The sequence below is a fragment of the Bradyrhizobium sp. Arg237L genome (genome assembly GCF_029990105.1).
Taxonomy (GTDB): Bacteria; Pseudomonadota; Alphaproteobacteria; order Rhizobiales; family Xanthobacteraceae; genus Bradyrhizobium.
The window spans coordinates 1-12,102 of record NZ_JAQMIL010000035.1 but is presented as its reverse complement, the minus strand read 5'-3'; the positions used below and the strand labels follow the sequence as shown (position 1 = coordinate 12,102).

General features: G+C 62.1%; 11 protein-coding genes and 1 pseudogene. 6 read left to right on the top strand and 6 right to left on the bottom strand.

The genetic code is table 11. The features are described from left to right. Positions 1-2: 2 nt before the first annotated feature. The 6 genes from OZ411_RS21680 to OZ411_RS21655 are packed head-to-tail and all read left to right on the top strand — an operon-like array spanning position 3 to position 5,505. The gene (locus tag OZ411_RS21680) at positions 3-1,007 is read left to right on the top strand and encodes a branched-chain amino acid ABC transporter permease (RefSeq protein WP_282529594.1); all 1,005 of its coding nucleotides are present in this window, start codon (positions 3-5) and stop codon (positions 1,005-1,007) included. Next, positions 1,007-1,720 carry an ATP-binding cassette domain-containing protein gene (locus tag OZ411_RS21675; RefSeq protein ID WP_282529593.1) on the top strand — a complete coding sequence of 238 codons (714 nt, stop codon included), beginning with the start codon at positions 1,007-1,009 and terminating at the stop codon, positions 1,718-1,720. Before OZ411_RS21680 ends, OZ411_RS21675 begins: the two co-directional genes overlap by 1 nt. Then, complete coding sequence (locus OZ411_RS21670; RefSeq protein ID WP_282529592.1) at positions 1,720-2,415, top strand: ABC transporter ATP-binding protein; 696 nt, start codon at positions 1,720-1,722, stop codon at positions 2,413-2,415. Before OZ411_RS21675 ends, OZ411_RS21670 begins: the two co-directional genes overlap by 1 nt. A 20-nt stretch (positions 2,416-2,435) precedes the next feature. Next, entirely contained in the window at positions 2,436-3,626 is a 1,191-nt protein-coding gene (locus tag OZ411_RS21665) for an ABC transporter substrate-binding protein (RefSeq protein ID WP_282529591.1), read from the top strand. After that, on the top strand, positions 3,623-4,996 hold the full coding sequence (locus OZ411_RS21660; RefSeq protein ID WP_282529590.1) for an amidase family protein: 1,374 nt from the start codon (positions 3,623-3,625) through the stop codon (positions 4,994-4,996). The genes OZ411_RS21665 and OZ411_RS21660 overlap by 4 nt, the downstream gene beginning before the upstream one ends. Further along, a complete protein-coding gene (locus OZ411_RS21655; protein WP_282529589.1) occupies positions 4,993-5,505 on the top strand; it encodes an amino acid synthesis family protein in 513 nt (170 codons plus the stop codon). Before OZ411_RS21660 ends, OZ411_RS21655 begins: the two co-directional genes overlap by 4 nt. A gap of 694 nt (positions 5,506-6,199) precedes the next feature. Here OZ411_RS21655 and OZ411_RS21650 read toward each other — a convergent pair. The 6 genes and pseudogenes from OZ411_RS21650 to OZ411_RS21625 form a co-directional block, all read right to left on the bottom strand. Continuing rightward, a complete protein-coding gene (locus tag OZ411_RS21650) occupies positions 6,200-7,141 on the bottom strand; it encodes a haloalkane dehalogenase (protein WP_349017027.1) in 942 nt (313 codons plus the stop codon). A gap of 138 nt (positions 7,142-7,279) precedes the next feature. Beyond that, positions 7,280-7,801: a hypothetical protein gene (locus OZ411_RS21645; protein WP_282529588.1), complete on the bottom strand. Its 522-nt coding sequence runs from the start codon at positions 7,799-7,801 to the stop codon at positions 7,280-7,282. Between the two features lie 47 nt (positions 7,802-7,848). Further along, a complete protein-coding gene (locus tag OZ411_RS21640) occupies positions 7,849-8,337 on the bottom strand; it encodes a cupin domain-containing protein (RefSeq protein ID WP_282529587.1) in 489 nt (162 codons plus the stop codon). Between the two features lie 29 nt (positions 8,338-8,366). Beyond that, positions 8,367-9,965, bottom strand: coding sequence for an MFS transporter (locus OZ411_RS21635; protein WP_282529586.1), 1,599 nt, complete (start codon positions 9,963-9,965; stop codon positions 8,367-8,369). Between the two features lie 15 nt (positions 9,966-9,980). Beyond that, the gene (locus OZ411_RS21630) at positions 9,981-10,463 is read right to left on the bottom strand and encodes a helix-turn-helix domain-containing protein (protein WP_282529585.1); all 483 of its coding nucleotides are present in this window, start codon (positions 10,461-10,463) and stop codon (positions 9,981-9,983) included. An 886-nt stretch (positions 10,464-11,349) separates the two neighbouring features. Then, a pseudogene (locus OZ411_RS21625) lies at positions 11,350-12,102 on the bottom strand (hypothetical protein); the annotation flags it as partial.

Sequence of the window (12,102 nt, the reverse complement as noted above, 5' to 3'; positions counted from 1 at the left end):
ACATGGCGCGGCTCCTCTTCGCATACCGGTTGCTCTTTGCGCAACCTGGGCTTGGCGGTCGCGAACGGGTCGGCGCACAGGTAGCCGTTGCGGCGTTTGCAGTGCTTGTGCTGTATCCCGCGGTCGGATCGGGCTATCATCTGGCGCAACTCCGCGATGCGCTGCTGCTTGCGATCTTCGCGTTGAGCCTCGATTACCTCTGGGGCCGTACCCGCATGCTGGTGATGGGGCACGCGCTGTTCTTCGGGATCGGCGCCTATGGCATGGCGATTGCCACCACCAGGCTGGGCTGGCCGACCGGCGGCGGGCTCTTGCTTGGCATCGCGGTGGCCGCATCGGTTGCCGCGGCTGTAGGCTATTTCTTGCTCTATGCCGGCGTGCGGCTGCACTTCTTCGCTGTCCTCACCATGGCGATGTCCCTGATCGCGACGCAGATCGCCGTAAGCTGGTCCAGCGTAACCGGGGGCGACGTCGGAATTCTCGGCGTACCTCCGATCGAGTTCTCGGCTTTTGGCTTGCACTATTCCGGTGGCGACGGCACGGCGAGCTACTACGGTGCGCTGTTTCTGGCCTTCCTCACCATGCTGGTGCTGTGGCTTGCCTGCCGCGGTCCCTACGGCTTGATCCTCGAGGCGATCGGCAGCAACGAGAACCGCGCGCGCACGCTGGGCTTCGACACCGCTCGCCAGCTCCTGATCGCCTTCACCGCTTCGGCGGCGCTCGCGGCGTTCGCAGGCGCGTTGTTCGCGACAACGGCCGGCGTCGTCGCGCCCGACCTGCTCGGAACGCTGCTCTCGACCGAAGTGATGATCTGGGTCGCAATCGGCGGCCGTGGCACCTTCGTCGGTCCTCTGTTGGCAACTCTGCTCGTGCACCAGGCGAGCCAGACCATCAGCAGCCTCAGCACCAGCCTGTGGCCGCTGCTGCTCGGCGTCCTGTTCCTGTTGATCGTGTTCGCGGCTCCCGACGGGCCTGTTTCGTTGCTCCGGCGCAGGAAGGAGGCGTGATGGGCGCGCTGCTTGAGATCGAACAGGTCGGCAAGCGCTATGGCGGCATCACGGCCATCGACAGGGTCTCCCTCACGATCGGTGAGCGTGAGCTTGTCTGCGTGATCGGACCCAATGGCGCGGGCAAGAGTTCGCTGCTCAACGTGATGAGCGGCACGCTGCGGCCCGATCAGGGTGACGTGCGATTTCGGGGCCGGTCGCTGCGGAGCCAGCCCGCGCATGCCTTCGCCAACCATGGCATTGTACGCAAATTCCAGGGCGCCAACGTCTTTCCCTGGATGACGGTTACCGACAGCCTGCGCATGGCGGGACTTGGCGTTGCGCTGCATTCCGGCCGCGCGCCGCCCGCCGTCGAGGACGTGCTCGCAACCATCAAGCTCGGCCATCAGGCCCATCGCCTGGGCTCGATGTGCTCGCACGGCCAGCGACAGTGGCTCGAGGTCGGCATGACCCTGATGTGCCGGCCGCGCATCCTTTTGCTCGACGAGCCGACCGCCGGCATGACCGCGGTTGCGACTGTGGAGATGGCGGAGCTGGCGCTGCGGCTTGCGGCGGAGATGTCGGTCGTCGTGATCGAGCATGACATGTCCTTTGTGCGCCGGCTCGGCTGCCGCACGCTGGTGATGCGTCAGGGCCGCCTGATCGCCGATGGCCCGTTCGATGCGGTGTCGCACGACGAGCGGGTACGCGACGCCTATCTGGGGCGCGCCTGATGCTCCGAATTGCAAACCTTCGCGGCGGCTATGGCGCTGGCCCGGTCCTCGACGGCGTCGACCTCGTGGTAGCGAGCGGCGAGGTCGTCAGCGTGGTCGGCCGCAACGGTTCGGGCAAATCCACCCTTATCAAGGCGGTGATGGGTCTGCTGCCGGTGGCACTCGGCACGATCGAACTCGACGGCGAGGCGCTGCTTGGTCTGCCTGCCCATCAGATTGCGCGGCGCGGCGTCGCCTATGTTCCGCAGGGGCGAGGCATCTTCCCGCGGCTCACCGTCAGGCAGAATCTCGAGATCGGCGCGCGCGCCGCCGGCGCCAAGGATGGCATTCCGGGCGACGTGCTCGAGCTGTTCCCGTTTCTCAAGGAGCGATTTGGCCAGTCTGGCGGCACCATGTCGGGTGGGGAGCAGCAGATGCTGGCGATCGCCCGCGCACTCGCTTCGCATCCGCGCTTGCTTCTGCTCGACGAACCTTCTGACGGCGTGCAGCCACGTATCGTACAGGAGATCGGCGAGCTCATTCCTGAGATCGCGCGCGCGCATCGGCTTGGCGTGATCCTGGTCGAGCAGAATCTCGATCTCGCGATGGCGGCGGCAAGCCGCATCGTGGTGCTCGACAAGGGCACGATCGCGCATGAATGCGCATCGGAACGGTTTCGTGATGTGGATGTTCAGACGCGTTTCCTCGCGATCTGACACAAGTGTTGGAGGGGGCCATGGGCTTATCGACGATCACGCGCCGCAGGTTCGGCGGTCTTGCGGGCGGCCTCGCCGGCGCAGCGGCCTTCCCGCGTGCATTGCGCGCGGCCGAGCCGATTCGGATCGGTTTCCTGGGGCCGCTGAGCGGCGCTCTCGCCTTTGTCGGCCAGACCAACCAGAATTGCCTTGATCTCGCGGTCAGCGAGATCAACGAGGCCGGCGGCATCGCCGGGCGGATGCTCGAGGTGATCGCCGAAGACTCGCAGATGTCGACCAAGACGACGCTCGACAAGGCGCGCAAGCTGTTCCAGAGCGATGGCGTGGTCGCCGTGACCGGCATGGTGCTGCCGTCGGAGCGCGAAGCGGCGCTTTCCATCGCGGCACAGGTCAAGCGCTACGTGCTGTTTCCCAATTTCGATGAGGGGCGCTGTCATCCCAACCTGATCTGCACGGGGCTTTCGAGCAACCAGAGCACCGTGCCGATGGTGCGATGGCTTACCAGCAATGTCGGCAAGAAGATCTATGTTATTGCCTCCGACCTTGCGACCAATCGCCAGATCATGCTCGGTAGTCTGAAGGCCGAGCTCGATGCGCAGGGCGGCACGCTCGCGGGCGCGCAGTTCTTCCCTTTCGGCGCACGCGATTTCGGCCCGGCCCTGCAGCAGGTCGCCGCCGCCAATCCCGACATTGTGTGGCACGCGATTGGCGATGACCCCATCACGTTCGTCAAGCAGTATGCAAGCTTCGGCATGAAGCCGCAGTTGGTAACGCCCCTGGTCCACGAATCCATTGCGGCCGCAACAGAGGATGCGTCGGTCGGTAATATCGGCGTGGAATCCTCCTATATGAGCGTCGATACCGAAGCGAATCGCGCTTTCATCGACGCCTACAGCAGACGCTTCGCGGATTTCACGCCGCGGCGCGTACGCGGCAAGGTCGTGATGCTGCCGCACGGGGAGAAGACCTATGTCGCGGCAAAGCTGCTCTCGGAAGCGATCCGGCTCGGTGGCGGCACGGATTACGACGCGCTGCGCAGCGGTTTCGGCAAGGTCACGCCGGCCGCACCCCGCGGCACCGTGAAGGTCGATCTCGCCGCGAGCCATCTCGTCTGCGACACGCTGGTCGGCAAGGTCATGCCCGACCGCGGCATCGACGTGATCGCGCGGCTCGGGGCGATTGCGCCCGTATGCACGGGAACAAAGGGATGATCGAACTCGGAATCGATGCGCTGACCGAGGGCTATCGCAGCCGCGCCTTTTCACCGGTCGAAGTCATGAAGGCGGTGCTCGCGCGTGCCGCTGAGTTGCAGCCTGTGCTCAATCCGCTCGCCGCGATCGATGAGGAGGGCGCGCTGGCAGAGGCGCGGGGGTCGGAAGCGCGCTGGCTTTCGGACGCGCCGCGCGGCGTGCTCGACGGCGTACCGGTCTCGGTCAAGGACTTGATGCCAACGAAAAATATGCCGACTCGCCAGGGCTCCCGGGCGGTCGCGCCTGATGCGATCCCTCGGGTCGATGCGCCGCCCGCGGCTCGTTGCCGCGAAGCGGGTGCGCTGCTGTTTGCGAAGGCGACGACCTCCGAGTTCGGCAACAAGATCGTCACGGAATCGCCGCTCAACGGTATCACGCGCAATCCATATGATCGCGACCGCACGTCGGGGGGCTCGAGCGGCGGCTCCGCAGTCGCAGTTGCCACCGGGCTCGGTCCGGTAGCCATCGCGACCGATGGCGGCGGCTCGATCCGGATTCCCTCGGCCTGGTGCGGTGTCGTCGGCTTCAAGCCGTCGTACAAGCGCGTGCCGACATTCGGAGGAGAAAGCCCCGGCTCGCTCAGCAATGTCGGGCCGATCGCGCGCAGCGTGGCGGATGCCGCCCTGCTGCTCAACGTGATGGCGCAGCCCTTCGCCGGCGATTGGCAGGTGACGCCTCCCGATGGGCGGGACTACCGTCATGGCTTGAACGATGGTGTGCGCGGCTGGCGCATCGCGTTCAGTCCCGATCTCGGCATCGCCACGGTGCAAGAAGATATCGCAGCAGCAGTAGCGGCAGCCGCAAGGACCTTTGCGGAGGCAGGCGCCATTGTCGAAGAAACGGAGGTGCCGCCGCTCGCCGGTTATGTCGAAAGCCGTCTGCATTCGATCCAGTGGATGGTCAATCTCGCGCAGCTTCTGAAACAGTTTACGCCTGAGCAGCGTGCGCTGATCGATCCGGACACGGTCGAACTTGCGCGCATCGGCTCGGAGCTGCCGGCTTCCGTGCTGGCGGATGCGCTCGCGGCGCGCGAAAAGCTCGGACGGGAGATGCACGCCTTCTTCGCCGACCATGATCTCCTGATCAGTCCGACCTTCCATGTCGAAGCGCCGCCCGTGCCCGGGCTGCCGGTCGAACTGCGCGAGGCGCCGCGTTTCACCTCGTGGTGCAATCAGACCATGCAACCGGCAGCGTCCGTGCCATGCGGGCTGACCCGGTCCGGCCTGCCCATCGGGCTGCAGATCGTCGGTCGACGCTATGACGATGCACGCGTGCTACGCGCCGCCGCAGCCTATGAAGTTGCGCGTGGAGCTTTTCCGGGGCCGACATGAGCGAACTCAGGATTGTGCGTCTGGTCAGTCATCTCGACGAGATCGGAGAATCGTGGCGCGCCTGGGCCGCTGCTGTTATCGCCGTCGACACTGGCGACGGACTGGAGCCGCTGATGGCGCTTGGCGAGCGGCTGGGCGACCTGCTCGGCAGGCGGTCCGTTGCATTGCTGGACGGCGCGCCGGCAACGGCCTACGGCAAGAGCGCGATCGTAGGTACCGCGCTTGAGATCGAGCACGGCGCTGCGATCCTGCATCCGCGGCTGGGGAAACCGTTGCGTCGGCTTGTCGGCGGCGGCAAGGCGCTCATCCCCTCAACCGTGAAAAAAGGCGCGCCGGGTTGCATGATCGACGTCCCCGTGCACGGCAAGGACGATGAATGGGACTTTGCGCTGCTCGATTCGATCGAGGCCTCGGTCCCTGGTGCACCGGCGGCACACGAAATCGTCATCATCATTGCTTTGGCTGCAGGTGGACGCGCTCATGCAAGGATCGGCAAGACCGGCAGCTAGCCGGCCGAGCCGATCTGACGCTACGCGCAATATCCCGCAGCCGATCGTCCCGATTGCTCGCCCCTATCTATCAAAAGTTCACCGAGGGTTTTGAAACGCCGGGTTTCGTTGCCGCCTCGCGCGTGCTGCAACGAGCGCGGGTCAACAGCAAGCGGCCGCAGTCGCTATCTTGGCCGACGGCTGCTTGGTCAAGCATTGGCGGGTAGGGCAGCTCTTGTCGCCGAGCGGCCACTCGAATCGGGCGTTGTACTCTGCGATTTGAATATGTTTCATTCTATGCCCGAGAAGAGAGGAAGATTGCGTGCCGCTTCACGATTGAGCGGCTAAGAGGCGCGGGGCCGTTCGATCAGTATCCTCGCCGCCGATATCGAAGGTCGTGCTGTTCCAAGATTTGCATTGCGCGCTTAGAAACTCAGCAAGACCAGTCGTTCACGTCCCGCATCAAGCGGAGGATTGAAGAACGTATCGCAAGCTGCTCGAGTGTGGGGAAAGGCGGTAGCGCTCCCCCGCTATCAGATATCTGATAAATAGTTGCCATTGCTTATGAATTCGCGAAATATGGTAGGGGGTTGCGCCTCGTTGGCTGCAATTTGATTGTCGTAGGTTGCGTCACGAGCGAAGGGCCGCCGCTCGTCCAACGCAAGTGCGACTACGGGTGCGGGCGTTGATGAGTACCACGATCACGTTCACTTTTTCAGCCTGAGTGAAGTCCCTTATCACCTAACCATGCCGCGATTTCCTTCCCGATTGTGTCTGGATGATCTTCCTGGAGATAATGGTAGCCTTCCCCCAGGTCGACGGCGCGACACGATTTCAGACACTCGCGATAGAAAGCAGCACGCGCTGGCGGAATAAAGATACCCGGAGTCGCGAGAAAGAAGATTTTCGGCGTTTCCGTTTCGAGAAGCCAATCGTGGTAGGCCATCGCCATCGCATAGACATCGCTCGGTGTGCCAGCTATCGGGAGTTCGTTAGGGAGCCTGTAAATCGGCTCACGGTCTTTCGGGTCGAGGAACGGTCGGCGATATTCCGCTATTTCCTCGGGAGAAAGCTCGCGCACGATGCCGTCCGGCAAACCCTTCTCGATGAAGGCGTTGTCACCAATGATCAACTTTCGCCCCATGACCGGGTCGCGGAAGGCCTTGAAGAATTCATAGGCCTGCGGCCCCAGGTCCAGCCATGTCGGGATTGGCCGGATGAATTCCATGAGGGCCAGGCCGCGAATCCGGGTCGGATGCCGCCGCGCCCAGTCGAGGTCCAAAGCCGAACCCCAATCGTGCAAAATCAAGATCACGTCGTTCAGCTGAAGCGCTTGGATGAATCCTTGGAGATATCGCGCGTGATCTTCGACGCGATAGGGAATGTCGGGTTTGTCGGAGTCCCCGAACCCGATCAGATCGGGAGCGATGCAGCGCATGTGAGGCGCGACGTGCGGAATCACGTTCCTCCAAAGATAGGAGGACGTGGGATTGCCATGCAGGAGCAGTGCAACGGGCGTCCCAGCTTCACCGACGCCTTCATCCACATAGGCCATCTTCGAGCCTAGAACTTCCACATACTTCTTGGAACGCAAAGTCATCGATTTGTCCTCTCCGCGTGAGGTCCACAGCGCCCGCCCGGCAAGCCGCAGCTTCACGTCTTTTCGGGCGCGAGAGATCCTCGCCTCCGTCAGTAGATGTCCCCTTGGGCGCAGGGGGAGGAGCGTGTAGGTGTCAGGCGAACACTCCGTGCCCCCGCTCCAAAGGCGTGTCCCGGCGATTGACCGACCGCCGAGCTATTTGGGGATGCCGAACGTGTCCTTGAGCCTGGCTTGACCGTCGAAGAGAGCCTCCATTTCGTCCCGGCGCTCCTGCGAGACGTCGCCTTCCATCATATCGACGATCTCAAGCAACGGGGTCATGTGGTCTCCCACAAGCCAATGCCGCTCCCGCTCCTCGGCACACACGACCCAGATGCCGGACGCATCGTCATCGGGGCCTACTGCGAGCGCCTCCCGAATATTTTTCGCAACTTCGCTCAAAGCTCTCGCCTTGAGTTGCGAGTTCATGAAGCCTTCAGGCGCAATGATGCGAGCGAAAGCCAACTTGCGTCCGCTCACATAGGTATCGTCAAATTGGCCGCCAACAGCCCACATGTTGGCGGGCAGCGTATGGAACCACGTCCAGTCAACCTTACGGGCTTTCTCCGTAGGATGGCCGAACTCAATCGTTTCCATCGTGTCTGAGATACTCCGCGCGAGATGTGCACGAACGTCGTCGGCTAACGGTTCGCGTGTGGTTATTTCGACCCATGGCATGATATAGACCTCCGTTTCGATTGATCACACTGGCCAAGTATTCCGTCTCAGTTCGTGGCCATTGAGTCGCCTGGTGGATGGAGGATTGCCGGAACGCCCTTCGCTCCGAAAGCCACGGCTAAAAAGCGAAGCGGGCCTTTTCCCTCATTGCGCCCACGGTGCCACACTGTCCTGGGCTGCAGCAGGACTTCACCTTGGTGGAACGTTTTCTCCTTGCCGTCGGCGAACTGAACGGTGAGATCGCCCTGAAGGACGTAGACGTATTCGGGATTCGGATGGGTCATCCAACGCGTAACGCCGCCAGGCGGGACGGTCAGAATGTCCGACAAGATCACAGGGTTGGGCGTGCTGAGGTAGATCAGCGGTTCGCCTGCCGTCGTTGTAGTGAGGTCAGGAAGCGGCGTGATCGTTTCCGCACCGGCCTGTTGTTTTGGCTTGTTCGCGGCGGTCTGCGCGACGGCGGGCGTCGCCAGGAGCACCGCAGCGCCGAGCAAAGCGAAAATGCCTTTGAAGGATCTATCGTGACGGTTGTGCATGTCTATCTCCTTTTATGTGGGGAACGGCGTCACTCGTTCACCAGATTGATCGCGTCCGACCGAAGCGGACGTGATTTACGCTCGACTGGGGCGGTATCCTTCTGACGAACGAGCGCCCAGGTCAGAAGAGCCGAGAGTGCGGCGAATGCCGCCGCGACAAGCAGGATTGCCTGGAAGCCCTCGCCAAAGCTCGTCATCACGAGCGCGTGCAGCGAGCTGCGAGCGGCTTCTGGCGCGCTTGAAACCGCGCCCGACAGATCGCCGGCGACCACGCTTCGCACCAGTGCCGCGTGGTCGCGGCCCCCGCTCACAGCGGGGCCGAGGCCGTTGAGGCCTCGATGCAAGACAGCTGTTATCCGTCCCGCGAGCACGGCGCCGAGCGCCGCAAAGCCGATGACTATACCGGTGAAGCGTACTGTCCCGGACACACCCGATGCCATGCCTGCACGCCCGGGCGGAATAGCGCTGATGCCGACCTTCACAACCTCGCTGTTGAGCACGCCGGCGCCGGTGCCCGCGGTGATAAGGCCCGCAAGCAGCGCCGTGTAGTTGAAGAGAGGAACCGCTACCGCAAGCTCAACCAAGCCGATGGTAACCAGCGAGAGCCCAAGTGTCAGTAGCTCGCGCCCCGACAGCCGCGAGGATAAGTGAACGGCAACAAGCCGCGGGACTACGAAGAGCGGCAGGCTGAGCGGCAGCATCAGGAAGCCGGCCTGCACGGGATTGCAGCCGAGCGCACCTTGGAAGTACATCGGCAGATAAGTGAGCAGCGCCAGCAGCGTTGCCGCGAAAGCAAGCGCCGCGATGTTGGCACCAAGGAAGGTCGGTCGCCCGAAGAGATGCAGATCCACCATCGGCCGGCGCTGCCGCGCTTCGGCCACGAGAAATCCGGCCAGTAGCGTAACCGCACAGCCGAAGGCGACTACGACCGGCGAACTTGACCAGCCCTTGGCATTGCCGAAGATCAATGCCAGCGTCAGGGCGAACACGCCGCTGCTGAAGAGGACGAACCCAGGGACATCTACTGGGTCCGCGTGGGGACTGGACGAATCCACAACGGCATAGAGAGACAGCAGCACCAGGATAAACCCAAGCGGAGGATCGATACAGAAACCCCACTCCCAGCCGAACGTCTGGGTGACGATGCCACCTGCGATCGGACCGGCCGTAATCGCAAGGCCAACCATCGCGCCCCAAAACGCGAAGGCGCGCGCCCGTTGGGCTCCGCTGAACTCGTGACTGAGAATAGCGAGCGATGCGCTGAGTTGGAGCGCGGCACCGACGCCTTCCAGCGTTCGCGCGCTGTTCAACACTGCTAGCGAAGGTGCTGCGCTACAGAGAAGCGAGGCCACGGAAAATATTCCAAGCCCGAGCAGCAAGAAACGCTTGCGCCCATAGCGATCCGCCAGCGCTCCTGCCGGCAATACGAGACAGCCAAAAGTGAGCGTGTAAGCGCTCACTACCCACTCCATGGCAGCAAAGTCGGCATGCATGGAGCGAGCAATCGAGGGCAGCGACACCGGCACGATGTTGGCGTCGAGATTGATCATGAACGACGGCACGGAGACACAGAGGAGCAGTAGGAACTGCCGCGTTCGCTGGGAGTGGAGCGTTTCCGCAAGACGCATGACTTCGCCCTTCGATCAGTCGCTAGCGGTGGTGTCGCCGTAATCGGCAGCGACTGCAGTGGTCAGCAGGGCGCGCAGCGCATGGATCTCTTCGGCCTCGAATGCCGTGGCGAACTGCTTCTGCGCCCGCCGCCACAATGGCTTGGCCTCAGCGAGGCGTTGTCGGCCCACCTCGGTCATCACGATGATGCGGCTGCGTCGGTCACGGCCGATCTCCATCCTCACCAGTCCGTCGCGCTCGAGCGGCTGCAAATTGTGGCCGAGCCCGTTGCGCTCCATGACCATGGCGTTCGCCAATTCCGTAATGGTCATCGGGCCAGTCCGGTCGAGCTCGGCCAGGAGGGCATATTGCGTGAGCCTGATGCCGGCGGGATCGAGAGCACGGTCGTAAAGCATGCTCACCCGCCGCGCTGCCTTGCGCAGAACAGTGCAATTACAGGCCTCCTCGTCGGCGGGCCGCTCCGCGATCTTCCGACGCCTGTCCCTGCGGCTAGGCATGATGGTGTCCTCCGCTGCACCCGAGACGGACCCCGCGTAACGACGCCGCCCCTATGCCGAATGTCAGCATATGCGTAGGCATATCGGCATATGCGTATACCCTGTCAAGTAGCGCCAGCAAAGATTCTGGAAAGCATCCGGTCGGAACGCTCCGCGACGCCTTCTTCTTTCCAATGCCGCCTTTTTGGCCCATCGCGGACTTTGTCGCTTAGCTCGCCGATGCCCACTCTCGGTCGGCCGACATGGGATTCGAACCTGTTCGGCCGATTTGCACGGCACGCTTGGATTGCGCAGACACGGCGGCTTTTGGCCTGCTTTCAAAGCGTCGCCAGCCGCTTACGCTGCCCGCCGATAAGAAAAAAGGGCTTCCGAAATAGTGGTTTAGCGATGTAGCGCTCCAGGGACTCGAACCCCCGACCTCGGAGGCATCGATCTGCTACGTCGATGCGCGTACGCGCAGCCCCTTATTGTTCAAGCCGATCTTCGCCGGCGAGGCGCTCTGTTATTTGGAAATGCCTGCTAAGCAATTGATATTACTATCTGCGAATCCGGCTATTTTTTCCAAATGCCCGTTGAAATCGCTGAATAATCAAGCAGGTTTTGATTCCGCCATTCGGTTCTGATCTGTTGCGGCCAAAACGAGACTTAAAGCGTTGAGTTTGTTACGTACAGAACTCCGGTACGCACGGGTCCTTACAGCGCATTTGGAAAGCGCTGCACTCTGGTCACCGGGCTGACTTAACGGGATCGCGCATCCGGGTTTGCACCACTGTACCGAAGCTATCGGAGGCGGTGATCGACCATGCCCAAACTGCAACCTTCGGCACACCGTCCAGAGCAGTCTGCCGAGTTACGCTGCCCTACTTTTCCAGCGTCCGGCTTGAGGTCAGGCCGCCTGCCGAATTCTTTCTTGCTCCTCGTCAAGAGTCCTTGGCTCCAATCGGAATTGGGTTACGGCTTTTCGGCTTGCCCCGTGGCCAAGCCAATTGATCAGAGCTTCCTGTTCTGCAAGCAGCTTACCGAGTCCGGAAAACACGACGGTACTGATGGCTTGTTGTTGGCTGCGCAGGTGGTCTTCAACTAGCTTGTGTCGAGTGACATAACCTGCGTTCACACCAGGGATTGAATGGTTCATGAGGAGCTTGGCGTCGAACTCGGAAACGCCAGCAGCGGTGGCAATTGTCCGAAATGTTTGACGAAGGTCATTGCCCCATTTTGACAAGATATCTCGATCCTCCTTTGTTTCCGCCAAGTGTCCTGAGGCGCTCTCAGCTGGGAACAACCATTCTTGCGCCTGAGACGGATGGATTTGCCTGCCGAAACGAAGCACCCGAATGAGGCTCAGGATCATTTCCCGAGACAGCGGGATGTCGAACGCTCGCTTGCTGCCTCCCTTGGGCTTAGGGATGTGGAGCGTTCGCCGTGGAAAATTGATGTGTTCGGGCCTAGCCTGCTGCAATGCGGTGGGCCTAGACCCCCACAGCAATGTGAAAAGATGGAATTCGCGCCGGATAGGATTGTCTAGGGTCTGTTGGGATTCAGGATTCTCATTCGTGCTTGGCTGTGAGTCAAGCTTTGGATGGAACGATTCGTTTTGACTGACGGCCAATGGGCGAAGATGGAGCCGCTTTGTCTCGGC